We start from the raw sequence: 14,270 nt of genomic DNA, 5'->3' as shown, positions 1-14,270 counted from the left end.
CCACCCGGCATTTTTCACAGAAGAGCTTCTTATGTCCTCATCCCGTCCGGTGTTTCGTTCACGCTGGCTGCCTTATCTGTTAGTTGCCCCGCAACTGGCGATCACGATTATTTTCTTTATCTGGCCTGCGGGCGAAGCGCTGTGGTATTCGGTACAAAGCGTGGATCCGTTCGGGCTCTCCAGCCAGTTTGTTGGGCTGGATAACTTTGTGGCGCTGTTTCACGACGGCTACTATCTGGACTCCTTCTGGACAACAATCCGCTTTAGCGCGATGGTCACCTTTAGCGGCCTGCTGGTGTCGCTGTTTTTTGCTGCGCTGGTCGATAATGTGGTGCGCGGCAGCCGCCTCTATCAAACGCTGATGCTTCTGCCGTATGCCGTTGCGCCCGCTGTGGCCGCTGTATTGTGGATTTTTCTCTTTAACCCCGGGCGCGGGTTGATTACCCATTTTCTGGGGCAGTTTGGTTACGACTGGAACCACGCGCAAAACAGCGGTCAGGCGATGTTCCTGGTGGTATTTGCTTCGGTATGGAAACAGATCAGCTACAACTTCCTGTTCTTCTTCGCAGCGTTGCAGTCGATTCCGCGTTCGCTGGTCGAAGCAGCCGCTATTGACGGTGCCGGGCCTGTCCGCCGTTTTTTCGCATTGTCGCTGCCGCTTATCGCACCGGTAAGTTTCTTCCTGCTGGTGGTGAATCTCGTGTACGCCTTTTTCGACACCTTCCCGGTTATCGATGCCGCAACGGCAGGCGGGCCGGTGCAGGCGACCACCACGCTGATTTATAAAATCTACCGCGAAGGGTTTGCCGGGCTGGATCTTTCCGCCTCTGCGGCGCAGTCGGTGGTGCTGATGGTGCTGGTGATTGTGCTGACGGTCGTTCAGTTCCGCTATGTGGAAAGTAAGGTGCGCTACCAATGATTGAGAATCGCCCCGGGCTGACGCTGTTCAGCCATATCATGCTTATTCTCGGCATTGCGGTGGTGCTGTTTCCGCTGTATGTCGCCTTTGTCACTGCCACGCTTGATATCAACGCGGTGTATGACACGCCAATGACCTTAATTCCGGGCAGCCATCTGTGGGAAAACCTGCGCAACATCTGGGTCAACGGCATTGGTGTTAACAGCGCGCCCTTCTGGTTGATGCTGACTAACAGTTTCATCATGGCTTTTGTCATTACGGTGGGGAAAATCGCTGTGTCGATCCTCTCGGCGTTCGCCATTGTCTGGTTTCGTTTCCCGCTGCGTAATCTCTTTTTCTGGATGATCTTCAGTACGTTAATGCTGCCAGTTGAGGTGCGCATTTTCCCGACGGTGGAGGTGATCGCCAACCTGAAAATGCTGGATAGCTATACCGGCCTGACCTTGCCGCTAATGGCATCTGCCACCGCGACGTTCCTGTTCCGTCAGTTCTTTATGACGCTGCCGGATGAGCTAATGGAAGCCGCGCGCATTGACGGCGCTTCGCCGATGCGTTTTTTCCGCGACATCGTGTTGCCGCTCTCTAAAACCAATCTCGCGGCGCTGTTCGTCATCACTTTTATCTACGGCTGGAACCAGTATTTATGGCCGCTGCTGATTATTAGCGATGTCAATCTCGGCACCGCCGTGGCGGGCGTAAAAGGGATGATCGCCAGCGGTGAAGGCACCACGCAATGGAACCAGGTGATGGCAGCCATGTTGCTGACGCTGATCCCCCCGGTCGTTATCGTTTTAGCCATGCAGCGCGCGTTTGTGCGTGGTTTAGTGGATAGTGAGAAGTAGGTTGTATCCCTTGATTGTGCGTGACGTCGACGCTGAGCCGAAATCGCGTAATCAAGGCGGAGGATGATGGACATAGTGGGCCTATGTCCAAATCCGACAACGCAGAGTACGCGGTTTCGGCACGCGTCCCGAAGGGCTGGGGCCATTTTTGCCCAAAGCTGCGTTACTCGCGTTTTATTTGGGCCCACCAAACTTCGCCGCTCGCGCCTTGCCTTGGGCAAAAATGGCCGCCAGCGACGTTCACGAACAATCAAGAGATGCAACCTTATATGTCAGGATTAAAATTACAAGCGGTTACCAAAAGTTGGGACAGCGGCAAAACCCAGGTGATCCAACCGTTGACGCTGGATGTTGCCGATGGCGAATTTATCGTGATGGTCGGCCCGTCGGGCTGCGGAAAATCGACGTTGCTGCGCATGGTCGCCGGGCTGGAGCGCGTTTCCAGCGGCGATATCTGGATTGACCGCCAGCGCGTCACGGAGATGGAGCCGAAAGATCGCGGCATCGCCATGGTGTTCCAGAACTACGCCCTTTACCCGCATATGAGCGTGGAAGAGAACATGGCGTGGGGGTTGAAAATTCGCGGCATGGGCAAAGCGCATATTGCCGACCGAGTAGCAGAAGCGGCGCGCATTCTTGAACTCGATGGGCTGCTAAAACGTCGTCCGCGCGAGCTTTCCGGCGGGCAGCGCCAGCGTGTGGCGATGGGGCGTGCGATTGTTCGCGATCCGGCCGTATTCCTGTTTGATGAACCGCTCTCTAACCTCGATGCTAAGCTGCGCGTGCAGATGCGCCTGGAGTTGCAACAACTGCACCGTCGTCTCAATACGACTTCTTTGTATGTTACTCACGATCAAGTGGAAGCAATGACGCTGGCCCAGCGCGTGATGGTGATGAACAAAGGCGTCGCAGAGCAAACAGGCACGCCGGTTGAGGTGTACGAAAAGCCCGCCAGCCGGTTTGTGGCGAGCTTTATCGGCAGCCCGGCGATGAACCTGCTGGACGGTCGCATCAGCAGCGCTGGTACTCATTTCGAACTGGAAAGCGGCATGGCGCTGCCCATCAACTGGCACTATCGCGGCTATGCCGGGCGCAAAATGACGTTAGGTATCCGCCCGGAACATATTGCGCTAAGCTCACAGGCCGCAGGCGGCGTACCGCTGGTGATGGATACGCTGGAGATGCTTGGTGCAGATAACCTGGCGCATGGCCGCTGGGGCGAACAGAAACTGGTGGTGCGTCTGTCGCATCACGAACGCCCGGCGGCAGGCAGCACGCTGTGGCTGCATCTGGCGGAGAATCACCTGCACTTATTTGAGGGTGAAACAGGACAACGCGTATGAATAATTGGCCTTATCCACATATTGTCGCCCATCGCGGCGGCGGCAAACTGGCACCGGAAAATACGCTGGCGGCGATTGATGTCGGGGCGCATTACGGCCACACAATGATTGAGTTTGATGCCAAATTGTCAAAAGACGGGCAGATCTTTTTGCTCCATGACGACAATCTGGAGCGCACCAGTAACGGCTGGGGCGTGGCGGGCGAGCTGGCCTGGCATGATTTGCTGAAAGTGGATGCAGGAAGCTGGTACAGCGGCGAATTTAAAGGCGAACCGCTGCCGCTGCTGTCAGACGTGGCGGAGCGCTGCCGCCAGCACGGCATGATGGCCAATATCGAAATCAAACCTACCACCGGCACCGGAACTTTAACCGGAAAAGTGGTTGCGCTGGCGGCCCGCGATTTATGGGCTGGCATGGTTCCGCCGCTGCTTTCATCTTTTGAAATTGATGCGCTGGAAGCGGCTCAGCACGCCGCGCCAGAGTTGCCGCGCGGGTTGCTGCTCGACGAGTGGCGCGACGACTGGCAAGCGCTCACCACGCGCTTAGGTTGCGTCTCAATTCACCTCAACCATAAGCTGCTGGATGAATCACGGGTACGCATGCTGCGCGAAGCGGGTTTACACATCCTGGTATACACCGTCAACCAACCCGCGCGGGCGGCCGAACTGCTGCGTTGGGGCGTCGATAGTATCTGCACCGATAATATCGACACCATCGGCCCGCATTTTCAGTATTAAGGCGTTATTGGCTGCGGTGTGCTTTGCAGCATGCCGCCGCTCTGCGTCTGCGGCAGCATATGTTGCTGCTGCGTCGTCACCCCACCGCTATTACTTCCCTGGCTGAGCATCCCGCCGCTGCTGTTGGGGAGCACTTGCTGGCGGACGGGATTGAGCTCCCCCGGCTGTGCCTGCCTTATTCGCTGCGAGTTATCGTTCATCTGCGTTTGCAGGCGCTGCTGTTGCTGGCGGCTCTGCGTTTGCTGCTGCTGTTTTAACAAACCTTGCTGCTGCTGTTGTTGATTGAGCATTTGCGTCTGCATTCGCTGCTGGCTGGGGATCACATAGCCCGGTTTATTTGGGTTATTCGTCGGGTTGAGCGGCTGCGCAAGCGCCGCAAAAGGCAGTAACGCTGCCACGATAATTAACGGTTTCATTGTGCTCTCCTCCTATTGAGGCTTCTTATAAGTTTACTCGCATTCATTCATGAGAATGATTTTTTAAGAGTTGTGAACCAGACTTAAGCGGGAACTGTAGCCCTTCTTTGTGGAGAACGACGATGATAAAACAGAAGTTTGCGCGTTGGGTGGCGATCGCCGCGCTGACGGCGGGGGGATGTTTTGGCGTTGGCGCAGCGCCGCCACCGGCTCAGGCACCTGCACCCGCACCCGTTTCCTACGGCGTTGAAGCCGATGTTTTTCACCCGGTAGTGGCCAGACAAGGGATGGTGGCCTCCGTCGATGAAGCCGCAACCCGCGTTGGCGTCGATATCCTCAAACAGGGCGGTAATGCGGTGGATGCCGCGGTCGCCGTAGGTTATGCGCTGGCGGTAACCCATCCGCAGGCCGGGAATCTCGGCGGTGGTGGTTTTATGTTGATCCGCACCAAAGAGGGTAATGTCACCGCCATTGATTTTCGCGAGATGGCTCCCACCGCGGCAACGCGCGATATGTTTCTTGATGATCAGGGCAATCCGGACAGCAAAAAATCCCTCACTTCACATCTGGCGTCCGGTACGCCCGGCACTGTTGCGGGCTTCTCAATGGCGCTGGAAAAATACGGCACCCTGCCACTCAACAAAGTGGTGCAGCCCGCCATCAAACTGGCAAAGCAGGGTTTTACCGTTAACGATGCGCTGGCAAACGACCTGAAAACCTATGGCAGTGAAGTCTTGCCGAACCACGACAATAGCAAAGCCATATTCTGGAAAGAGGGCGAGCCGCTGAAGAAGGGCGACAAGCTGGTGCAGAGCAATCTTGCTAAAAGCCTCGAGTTGATTGCCGAAAAAGGGCCGGATGGATTCTATAAAGGCACTACCGCGGAGCAAATAGCCCAGGAGATGAGTAAAAACGGAGGACTTATCACCAAAGAGGATTTAGCGAATTACAAAGCTGTGGAGCGTACGCCGGTCAGCGGCGATTATCGCGGGTATCAGGTCTATTCGATGCCGCCGCCGTCCTCGGGTGGGATCCATATCATTCAAATCCTGAACATTCTTGAAAACTTCGACCTGGCGAAATATGGCTTTGGCAGCGCTGATGCCATGCAGGTGATGACGGAAGCGGAAAAATACGCGTATGCCGACCGTTCTGAATATCTCGGTGACCCGGATTTTGTCAAAGTGCCGTGGCAGGCGCTGACCAGTAAGGCGTATGCCAAATCCATTGCGTCACAGATTGATGTGAATAAAGCGAAACCTTCCAGCCAGATCCGCCCCGGCAAGCTGGAGCCGTACGAGAGTAATCAAACCACGCATTTCTCGGTGGTGGATAAAGACGGCAATGCCGTCGCGGTCACTTATACGCTGAACACCATTTTCGGCAGCGGCATTGTCGCGGGCAACACTGGTATTCTGATGAATAACGAAATGGATGATTTCTCGGCGAAACCGGGTGTGCCAAACGTCTACGGATTAGTGGGCGGCGATGCTAACGCCATTGGGCCGGGCAAGCGCCCGCTCTCGTCAATGTCGCCAACCATCGTGCTGAAAGATGGCAAAACCTGGCTGGTGACCGGCAGCCCTGGCGGTAGCCGCATTATCACCACTGTGCTGCAAATGGTGGTGAACACCATTGATTTTGGAATGAACGTAGCCGAAGCGAGCAACGCGCCGCGCTTTCATCATCAGTGGTTGCCAGATGAACTGCGTGTCGAAAAAGGCTTCAGCCCGGATACGCTGAAACTGCTGCAACAGCGAGGGCAAAAAGTGGCGGTGAAAGAGTCGATGGGCAGCACGCAGAGTATTATGGTGGCACCAGATGGCACACTGTATGGCGCGTCCGATCCGCGCTCGGTGGATGATTTAACCGCCGGATATTGATCCGTTTCCCTCTTCCGGTGGGGAGAGGGAGCGTTTTTTAACAGAAAGGGGTGGACAAGTGCGAATGATAATGATTATTATTGCCATGCGTTCAGGGACACCATGCGGTAACCTGAAAGCACGACATTGCTCACATTGCTTCCAGTATTTCTTAGCCAGCCGGGTGCTGGCTTTTTTTTTTTACCTGTTATTCAGCGCCTTTCTTTTTCTCTTTCTCCACGACGTTTTTTGCCGCAGGGGCGACGATCTTCGCCTGACCAGAGAAGGTTCCGCCTTTTTTGATGGTCAACGCGCTGTACGTTAACACGCCGGTAATCATGCCGTTTTCTTCGATATTGATCGTTTCGCTGGCGCATTCACCGTTCACCGTTCCGTCGATAAACAGTTCGCGGCAGGTAATATTTCCCTCTACCACGCCGTTGCGCATGATCCTGACAACATTGTCTTTGGCGTCGATATTGCCGGTAAGTGTCCCGAAAACATGCACCTGACCGGTGGAAACGATATTGCCAACAAACTGCGAGCCACCGGCAATCACCGTGTTTTGTTTCTCTTCTCGCTGCGTCTCTTTTTCGTTATTCAGCGGCGCATTGACCGTGGGTAAAGGGGGAGTTTTAGGGGTTTTATCTTTGCCAAACATAGCATTAACCTGGTTTTGTACAGTGTGTAAGAGGAAGCCGAGAAGCGCCAGTGCTGCCGCAATATGTGCCCAGAGCCGGGCGTCCATACACCAGCTCGCCAGTGCGAAAGCCCAAAGAGCGAGTGCGAGATTCAAATACCGATATTGCCTTTCCATGGTGTTTTGCGCGCGACTCCCTGCGTGATGGGTGCTTCTGACCCGTGAAATGAGCAAGAAGAAATCTTGCGGGGAGTGTTATGCGGGAATCGGCGAGGGGGGTCAAGTGACCAGGATCAAATTAGGAATATATAAATGATTAATATTAATAACAATAATTCATAAACAGATTGTTCAGGGTTCAGCTCGTCCGATGCTTGCGCTAAGGTTAAAAGACATTCTGCAAAGGACGACATGATGACCCTACATTGCGCATTTATTGGATTCGGTAAAAGTACCACCCGCTATCACCTGCCGTATGTTCTCAACCGCAAAGCCAACTGGCATGTGGCGCATATTTTCCGCCGCCATCCGAAACCGGAAGAGCAGCATCCGCAATATCAACATATTCACTTCACAAGCTCGCTTGATGATGTACTGAACGATCCGCAGGTCAAACTGGTTGTCGTCTGTACCCACGCCGATAGCCATTTCGACTATGCCAAACGCGCGCTGGAAGCGGGTAAAAACGTGCTGGTGGAAAAGCCGTTTACACCGACGATGGCCGAAGCGATCACGCTGTTTGAACTGGCAAAAAGCAAAGGGCTGACGGTTTCGCCGTATCAGAACCGCCGCTTTGACTCCTGCTTCCTGACCACCAAAAAGGTGATTGAAAGCGGCAAACTTGGCGATATCGTCGAAGTCGAAAGCCATTTTGATTATTACCGCCCGGTGGTGGAAACCAAACCTGGCCTGCCGCAGGACGGATCGTTTTATGGCCTTGGCGTACACACCATGGATCAAATCATTTCGTTATTTGGCCGCCCGGATCACGCTGCTTTTGATATCCGTAGCCTGCGTAACAAAGCCAACCCTGACGACACCTTTGAAGCGCAGCTCTTTTATGGCGATTTAAAAGCCATCGTCAAAACCAGCCATCTGGTGAAGATCGAGTACCCGAAATTTATTGTCCACGGCACCAAAGGTTCGTTTATCAAATACGGTATCGACCAACAGGAAACCAGCCTGAAAGCCAATATTATGCCGGGTGAAGCGGGTTTTGCCGCCGATGACAGCATCGGCATTCTTGAGTACGTTAACGCAGCGGGCGAAACGGTGCGTGAAGAGATAGCCCCGGAAACCGGCGACTATGGCCGCGTGTACGATGCGCTCTATGAGACGCTGGTTAACGGTGCGCCAAATTACGTCAAGGAATCTGAGGTTCTTACCAACCTGGAACTGCTGGAACGCGCCTTTGAACAGGCCTCACCAGCGACCATAACCCTTGTGAAATAAGGGGGAAAGGCTCCTCTGCTGTTGTTCATTTTTTTTGAACAGAGGAGTCAATTTTCACCCTCTATGATTGCTCATGTTTTACGTCCACACTTACCCCATCGCAAACATACGGGGGTAAAAAAGATGATTTTCTTACGCAAAGCAAATGACCGTGGTCACGCAAATCATGGCTGGCTGGATTCCTGGCATACCTTCTCCTTTGCCAACTATTACGATCCGAATTTTATGGGCTTTTCGGCACTGCGCGTGATTAACGACGACGTGATCGATCCGGGCCAGGGTTTTGGTACTCACCCGCATAAAGATATGGAAATTCTCACCTATGTGCTGGAAGGCGCGGTTGAACACCAGGACAGCATGGGCAACAAAGAGCAGGTTCCGGCAGGTGAATTCCAGATTATGAGCGCCGGTACCGGGGTCCGTCACTCTGAGTACAACCCCAGCGAAACTGAACGTTTGCATCTGTACCAAATCTGGATCATTCCAGAAACCACCGGCATTACGCCGCGCTACGAGCAGCGCCGTTTCGATGCCGTGCAAGGCAAACAGTTGGTCCTGTCGCCGGATGCACGTGAAGGCTCGCTGAAAGTGCATCAGGATATGGAACTCTATCGCTGGGCGCTGTTGAAAGATGAGCAGTCTGTCCATCAGGTTGCCGCTGACCGCCGCGTGTGGATCCAGGTGGTAAAAGGTGACGTCACCATTAACGGCACCAAAGCGACAACCAGTGATGGTCTGGCGATTGCAGATGAGCAGGCTATCTCGGTGCACGCCGATAGCGACAGCGAAATTCTACTGTTCGATCTGCCGCCGGTTTGATGTGGCGTAAATAAATAGCGCAACCTTTGGGTTAACACCGGAAGGTTGCGCATTGTCCGTGATAAACTCAGAAAATCTCTCTCTGTGTAAAATGTCAGGACGATGAAAAAGAAAAGACCCGTACTTCAGGATGTGGCCGACCGCGTTGGCGTGACCAAAATGACGGTCAGCCGTTTTTTGCGTAACCCGGAACAAGTCTCCGTCGCCTTACGTGGCAAAATCGCCGCAGCCCTTGATGAGCTGGGCTACATTCCTAATCGGGCTCCCGATATTCTTTCTAACGCCACCAGCCGGGCGATTGGCGTGCTTCTTCCTTCGCTGACCAACCAGGTTTTTGCCGAAGTGTTACGCGGAATAGAAAGCGTGACCGATGCGCACGGCTATCAAACCATGCTCGCGCACTACGGTTACAAAGCCGAAATGGAAGAGGAGCGCCTGGAATCGATGCTCTCCTGGAACATTGACGGCCTGATCCTCACCGAACGAACCCACACGCCGCGTACGCTGAAAATGATTGAAGTCGCAGGCATTCCGGTTGTGGAGCTGATGGACAGCAAATCCCCGTGCCTCGATATTGCCGTCGGCTTTGATAATTTCGAAGCCGCCCGGCAAATCACCGCCGCTATTCTTGCGCGCGGTCATCAGCGCGTTGCCTATCTCGGCGCACGTCTGGATGAACGTACTATCATCAAACAGAAGGGTTACGAGCAGGCGATGCTGGACGCCGGGCTTACGCCGTACAGCGTGATGGTGGAACAGTCGTCCTCTTACACCGCCGGAATTGAGCTGATGCGCCAGGCGCGCCGCGAGTACCCGCAACTTGACGGGATTTTCTGTACGAACGATGACCTTGCCGTGGGCGCAGCGTTTGAGTGCCAGCGTCTGGGGTTAAAAATTCCACAAGATATGGCAATCGCCGGGTTCCACGGTCACGACATTGGCCAGGTGATGGAGCCGCGTCTGGCGAGCGTGCTGACGCCGCGTGAACGCATGGGGCGAATCGGCGCGGAACGTCTGCTGGCGCGCATCCGTGGTGAAGTAGTTACGCCGAAAATGTTAGATTTAGGTTTCACTTTGTCACCAGGTGGATCTATTTAGTCTGACAAATTTGAAGTAGCTCACACTTATTTATCTCTGGCACGAATGGATATTGCTTCTCATGGATCCCGGCAGGACAATGTTACCGATAACAGTTACCCGTAACAATTCACTCTTGCACCCGTGGGGGCTACCCTTTGAGCACAACTAACCTTGATCATCACGTCTATGTTCTGATGGGCGTTTCCGGCAGTGGTAAATCTGCTGTCGCCAGTGAAGTGGCGTATCAATTAAAGGCCGCGTTCCTCGACGGCGATTTCCTCCACCCGCGCAGCAACATCACCAAAATGGCGTCCGGCGAACCGCTAAACGACGACGACCGCAAACCGTGGTTGCAGGCGTTAAACGATGCCGCTTTCGCCATGCAGCGCACCAACAAAGTGTCGCTGATCGTTTGCTCCGCGCTGAAAAAACACTACCGCGACCTGCTGCGTGAAGGTAACCCGAACCTCTCCTTTATCTACCTGAAGGGCGAATTCGATGTTATCGAAAGCCGCCTGAAAGCGCGCAAAGGCCATTTCTTCAAAACGCAGATGCTGGTAACGCAGTTCGAAACCCTGCAAGAGCCGGGCGAAGACGAACGCGATGTGCTGGTGGTGGACATTAACCAGCCGCTGGAAGGCGTGGTTGCCAGCACTATTGAAGTGATCAATAAAGGCAGTGCGCAGTGAGTACATTAACTCTTGTTTTAACAGCAGTAGGTTCCGTTTTACTGCTGCTGTTTTTAGTAATGAAAGCGCGTATGCATGCTTTCGTTGCATTGATGGTGGTTTCTATTGGTGCAGGGCTTTTTTCCGGGATGCCGTTAATTAAAATCGCGCAAACCATGGAAAAAGGGATGGGCGGTACGCTGGGCTTCCTCGCGATTGTGGTGGCGCTCGGTGCGATGTTCGGCAAAATCCTGCATGAAACCGGCGCGGTGGATCAAATTGCCGTCAAAATGCTGAAATCTTTCGGCCACAGTCGCGCTCATTATGCGATTGGTCTGGCGGGGCTGATTTGCGCTCTGCCGCTGTTCTTCGAAGTGGCAATCGTGCTGCTGATTAGCGTCGCGTTCTCAATGGCGCGCCATACCGGCACCAATCTGGTGAAACTGGTGATCCCGCTGTTTGCCGGTGTTGCGGCAGCAGCGGCCTTTCTGCTGCCGGGGCCTGCGCCGATGCTGCTGGCTTCGCAGATGCACGCTGATTTTGGCTGGATGATCCTGATTGGCCTGTGCGCGGCAATTCCGGGCATGCTGGTTGCCGGCCCGCTGTGGGGCAACTTTATTAGCCGTCATGTGGAACTGCATATCCCGGATGACGTGAGCGAGCCGCATTTAGGTGAGGGCAAGATGCCGTCGTTCGGCTTCAGCCTGGCGCTGATCCTGCTGCCGCTGGTGTTGGTGGGAATGAAAACCATCGCCGCGCGTTTTGTGGCAGAAGGCAGTAGCCTGTACGACTGGCTGGAATTTATCGGCCATCCGTTCACTGCGATCCTCGTGGCGTGTCTGGTGGCGATTTATGGTCTGGCGATTCGCCAGGGCATGCCGAAAGACCGGGTGATGGAAATCTGCGGCCAGGCGCTGCAACCAGCGGGGATTATTCTGCTGGTAATTGGGGCAGGCGGCGTGTTCAAGCAGGTACTGGTTGATTCCGGCGTGGGCCCGGCACTGGGCGAAGCACTGACCGGAATGGGCTTGCCGATCGCGATTACCTGCTTTGTGCTGGCAGCCGCGGTGCGCATTATTCAGGGTTCCGCGACGGTTGCTTGTCTGACCGCAGTCGGTCTGGTGATGCCGGTTATCGAACAACTGCACTTCAACGGCGCGCAGATGGCGGCACTCTCTATCTGTATCGCGGGCGGTTCGATTGTGGTGAGCCACGTGAATGACGCCGGTTTCTGGCTGTATGGCCGCTTTACCGGCGCGACAGAAGGTCAAACCCTGAAAACCTGGACGATGATGGAAACCATCCTCGGCACCACCGGTGCGATTATCGGGATGATTGCGTTTTCGCTGTTGAGTTAAATTCTCAAGCCCGGTGGCGCTACGCTTACCGGGCCTCCGTAGGTCGGGTTTTAAATGCATTACCCCTTCATCCACACCCGAATCCCATCAAGGAACATTTGGGTGGCGAGCATCACCAGAATCAAACCCATCAACCGCTCCAGCGCGTTCACGCCTTTTTCACCCAGCAGACGCAAAAACAGCGTTGATTGCAGCAGGATGGCGACGGTTCCGCCCCAGGCAATAATGAGCGCAATCACCAGGTGCCCCATTTGATTGGGATATTGATGGGAAAGCAGCATCAGCGTTGCCAATAGCGTAGGGCCTGCGACCAGCGGAATTGCCAGCGGCACGATAAACGGTTCCTCACCGGCGGGCAGGCCGGAACTGCTGCCGGACTCGCTGGGGAAAATCATCTTAATGGCAATCAGGAACAGAATAATCCCGCCGGAAATCGACACCGTTTCCGCGCGCAGATTTAACACCGAGAGGATCTTCTCGCCCGCAAACAGAAAAATAAACATCACCAGCAGCGCGATAAGCAGTTCGCGAATCATGATCGCCCGTCGGCGCTTTGGCTCGGTGTGTTTGAGCACCGACATAAAAATAGGCAGGTTGCCCAGCGGATCCATTATCAGGATCAACAGTACGGCGGCGGAGATGATTTCATTCATTGATTCTTATCCCGGACACATGCGGCAAAAAGGCAAAGATTAGCTGCGTTTCTGATGCATTCGCTATCATTGATTAATTTCACTTGCGACTTTGGCTGCATTTTGTAATGTGGAACCTTGCCAGTGGAACTGGCTCGCACGCACAACAGCACACACCTTCGCAGGAATTCGCTATGAAAAATGTTGGTTTTATCGGCTGGCGCGGTATGGTCGGCTCTGTCCTCATGCAACGCATGGTTGAAGAGCATGACTTTGACGCCATTCGCCCTGTCTTCTTTTCCACGTCCCAGTTTGGCCAGGCAGCACCCGCATTTGGCGGCCAGGCGGCAGGCACGCTCCAGGATGCATTTAATCTGGATGCGCTGAAGGCGCTCGACATCATTGTCACCTGCCAGGGCGGCGATTATACCAACGAAATCTATCCAAAGCTTCGTGAAAGCGGCTGGCAGGGCTACTGGATTGACGCTGCCTCATCGTTACGCATGAAAGATGACGCCATTATTATTCTCGACCCGGTAAACCAGGCCGTTATCAACGACGGTCTGAACAACGGCGTGAAGACCTTTGTTGGCGGCAACTGTACCGTCAGCCTGATGCTGATGTCCCTCGGCGGTCTGTTCGCAAGCGATCTGGTGGAGTGGGTTTCCGTTGCCACTTACCAGGCGGCGTCCGGCGGTGGCGCGCGTCACATGCGCGAGCTGCTGACGCAAATGGGTCAGCTGCATCACCACGTTGCGACCGAGCTGGAAAACCCGGCGTCTGCCATTCTCGACATTGAGCGCAAAGTCACCGCGCTTACCCGCAGTGGCGATCTGGCCACAGACAACTTCGGTGTGCCGCTGGCGGGCAGCCTGATCCCGTGGATCGACAAACAACTTGATAACGGTCAGAGCCGTGAAGAGTGGAAAGGCCAGGCGGAAACCAACAAAATTCTCAACACGCCAACCACTATTCCGGTCGATGGCCTGTGCGTGCGTATCGGCGCGCTGCGCTGCCATAGCCAGGCGTTCACCATCAAACTGAAAAAAGATGTCTCGATCCCGACCGTTGAAGAACTGCTGGCGGCGCATAACCCGTGGGCGAAAGTGGTGCCGAATGACCGTGAAATCAGCATGCGCGAACTGACCCCAGCCGCCGTTACCGGCACGCTGACCACGCCGGTTGGCCGCCTGCGTAAACTGAATATGGGGCCGGAATTCCTCTCCGCTTTTACCGTTGGCGACCAGTTATTGTGGGGCGCGGCGGAACCGCTACGTCGCATGTTGCGCCAACTGGCATAACAGAATTCCCAACCACAAGGGGTGCTTCGGCACCCCTTTTTTTATGCTTTTTTGGCAAAAAGAATCAGTGAGGCGTTTATTTTCTCAGGAGTCTGAAAGCGTTGGCTATGCTTTAGATTGGGTGTCTTAACATTTTGCCTGAAAGTGGAACGGAGCAGTGAATTGCACATGAAGTGCGGCACCGTTCAGGTTAAAAAAAAG

Annotated in this window: 14 protein-coding genes; 11 read left to right on the top strand and 3 right to left on the bottom strand. The window is 54.5% G+C overall.

Annotation, left to right across the window (positions count from 1 at the left end; all coding sequences use genetic code 11):
* The first annotated feature begins 31 nt into the window (after positions 1-31).
* The 4 genes from ugpA (at position 32) to ugpQ (ending at position 3,841) form a co-directional block, all read left to right on the top strand.
* Positions 32-919: a sn-glycerol-3-phosphate ABC transporter permease UgpA gene (gene ugpA, locus Q5705_05415; GenBank protein WLI77995.1), complete on the top strand. Its 888-nt coding sequence runs from the start codon at positions 32-34 to the stop codon at positions 917-919.
* On the top strand, positions 916-1,761 hold the full coding sequence (gene ugpE, locus Q5705_05410; GenBank protein WLI77994.1) for a sn-glycerol-3-phosphate ABC transporter permease UgpE: 846 nt from the start codon (positions 916-918) through the stop codon (positions 1,759-1,761). The genes ugpA and ugpE overlap by 4 nt, the downstream gene beginning before the upstream one ends.
* A gap of 269 nt (positions 1,762-2,030) precedes the next feature.
* Complete coding sequence (locus Q5705_05405) at positions 2,031-3,104, top strand: sn-glycerol-3-phosphate import ATP-binding protein UgpC (GenBank protein WLI77993.1); 1,074 nt, start codon at positions 2,031-2,033, stop codon at positions 3,102-3,104.
* Positions 3,101-3,841 (top strand): glycerophosphodiester phosphodiesterase, encoded by a 741-nt coding sequence (gene ugpQ, locus Q5705_05400; protein WLI77992.1) that lies wholly within the window; start codon positions 3,101-3,103, stop codon positions 3,839-3,841. Before Q5705_05405 ends, ugpQ begins: the two co-directional genes overlap by 4 nt.
* On the opposite strand, the gene Q5705_05395 is transcribed toward ugpQ, so the two are convergent.
* The gene (locus Q5705_05395; protein WLI77991.1) at positions 3,838-4,257 is read right to left on the bottom strand and encodes a DUF2756 family protein; all 420 of its coding nucleotides are present in this window, start codon (positions 4,255-4,257) and stop codon (positions 3,838-3,840) included. The genes ugpQ and Q5705_05395 overlap by 4 nt on opposite strands.
* A 122-nt stretch (positions 4,258-4,379) precedes the next feature.
* Between Q5705_05395 and ggt the strand changes: the two genes are divergently transcribed.
* On the top strand, positions 4,380-6,140 hold the full coding sequence (gene ggt / locus Q5705_05390; GenBank protein ID WLI77990.1) for a gamma-glutamyltransferase: 1,761 nt from the start codon (positions 4,380-4,382) through the stop codon (positions 6,138-6,140).
* Positions 6,141-6,327: 187 nt separating this feature from the next.
* Here the strand turns inward: ggt and Q5705_05385 are convergent, their stop codons facing one another.
* A complete protein-coding gene (locus tag Q5705_05385) occupies positions 6,328-6,780 on the bottom strand; it encodes a polymer-forming cytoskeletal protein (GenBank protein WLI77989.1) in 453 nt (150 codons plus the stop codon).
* 393 nt (positions 6,781-7,173) lie between these two features.
* Here Q5705_05385 and Q5705_05380 point away from each other — a divergent pair, with 393 nt between their 5' ends.
* The 5 genes from Q5705_05380 (at position 7,174) to gntU (ending at position 12,136) form a co-directional block, all read left to right on the top strand.
* Entirely contained in the window at positions 7,174-8,211 is a 1,038-nt protein-coding gene (locus Q5705_05380; protein ID WLI78976.1) for an oxidoreductase, read from the top strand.
* A 123-nt stretch (positions 8,212-8,334) separates the two neighbouring features.
* A complete protein-coding gene (locus tag Q5705_05375; GenBank protein WLI77988.1) occupies positions 8,335-9,030 on the top strand; it encodes a pirin family protein in 696 nt (231 codons plus the stop codon).
* A 102-nt stretch (positions 9,031-9,132) separates the two neighbouring features.
* Entirely contained in the window at positions 9,133-10,128 is a 996-nt protein-coding gene (gntR, locus tag Q5705_05370; protein WLI77987.1) for a gluconate operon transcriptional repressor GntR, read from the top strand.
* 137 nt (positions 10,129-10,265) lie between these two features.
* Positions 10,266-10,799 carry a gluconokinase gene (gene gntK / locus Q5705_05365; GenBank protein ID WLI77986.1) on the top strand — a complete coding sequence of 178 codons (534 nt, stop codon included), beginning with the start codon at positions 10,266-10,268 and terminating at the stop codon, positions 10,797-10,799.
* A complete protein-coding gene (gntU, locus tag Q5705_05360; protein ID WLI77985.1) occupies positions 10,796-12,136 on the top strand; it encodes a gluconate transporter in 1,341 nt (446 codons plus the stop codon). Before gntK ends, gntU begins: the two co-directional genes overlap by 4 nt.
* Positions 12,137-12,195: 59 nt before the next feature.
* Here the strand turns inward: gntU and Q5705_05355 are convergent, their stop codons facing one another.
* On the bottom strand, positions 12,196-12,789 hold the full coding sequence (locus tag Q5705_05355) for a YhgN family NAAT transporter (protein WLI77984.1): 594 nt from the start codon (positions 12,787-12,789) through the stop codon (positions 12,196-12,198).
* 173 nt (positions 12,790-12,962) lie between these two features.
* Between Q5705_05355 and asd the strand changes: the two genes are divergently transcribed.
* On the top strand, positions 12,963-14,069 hold the full coding sequence (gene asd, locus Q5705_05350; protein WLI77983.1) for an aspartate-semialdehyde dehydrogenase: 1,107 nt from the start codon (positions 12,963-12,965) through the stop codon (positions 14,067-14,069).
* The last annotated feature ends 201 nt before the right edge of the window (positions 14,070-14,270 follow it).

Origin of the sequence: Kosakonia sp. H02, assembly GCA_030704225.1 — a bacterium.
Classification (GTDB): Bacteria; Pseudomonadota; Gammaproteobacteria; order Enterobacterales; family Enterobacteriaceae; genus Kosakonia.
Note: the sequence above shows the minus strand (reverse complement) of the source record. Positions and strands in the feature narration are given on the sequence as shown.

Bases quoted from the DNA above. Each gene is read 5' to 3' on its own strand.
- ugpA (WLI77995.1), top strand. From the start codon at position 32: ATGTCCTCATCCCGTCCGGTGTTTCGTTCACGCTGGCTGCCTTATCTG.
- ugpE (WLI77994.1), top strand. From the start codon at position 916: ATGATTGAGAATCGCCCCGGGCTGACGCTGTTCAGCCATATCATGCTT.
- Q5705_05405 (WLI77993.1), top strand. From the start codon at position 2,031: ATGTCAGGATTAAAATTACAAGCGGTTACCAAAAGTTGGGACAGCGGC.
- ugpQ (WLI77992.1), top strand. From the start codon at position 3,101: ATGAATAATTGGCCTTATCCACATATTGTCGCCCATCGCGGCGGCGGC.
- Q5705_05395 (WLI77991.1), bottom strand. From the start codon at position 4,257: ATGAAACCGTTAATTATCGTGGCAGCGTTACTGCCTTTTGCGGCGCTT.
- ggt (WLI77990.1), top strand. From the start codon at position 4,380: ATGATAAAACAGAAGTTTGCGCGTTGGGTGGCGATCGCCGCGCTGACG.
- Q5705_05385 (WLI77989.1), bottom strand. From the start codon at position 6,780: ATGTTTGGCAAAGATAAAACCCCTAAAACTCCCCCTTTACCCACGGTC.
- Q5705_05380 (WLI78976.1), top strand. From the start codon at position 7,174: ATGACCCTACATTGCGCATTTATTGGATTCGGTAAAAGTACCACCCGC.
- Q5705_05375 (WLI77988.1), top strand. From the start codon at position 8,335: ATGATTTTCTTACGCAAAGCAAATGACCGTGGTCACGCAAATCATGGC.
- gntR (WLI77987.1), top strand. From the start codon at position 9,133: ATGAAAAAGAAAAGACCCGTACTTCAGGATGTGGCCGACCGCGTTGGC.
- Q5705_05355 (WLI77984.1), bottom strand. From the start codon at position 12,789: ATGAATGAAATCATCTCCGCCGCCGTACTGTTGATCCTGATAATGGAT.
- asd (WLI77983.1), top strand. From the start codon at position 12,963: ATGAAAAATGTTGGTTTTATCGGCTGGCGCGGTATGGTCGGCTCTGTC.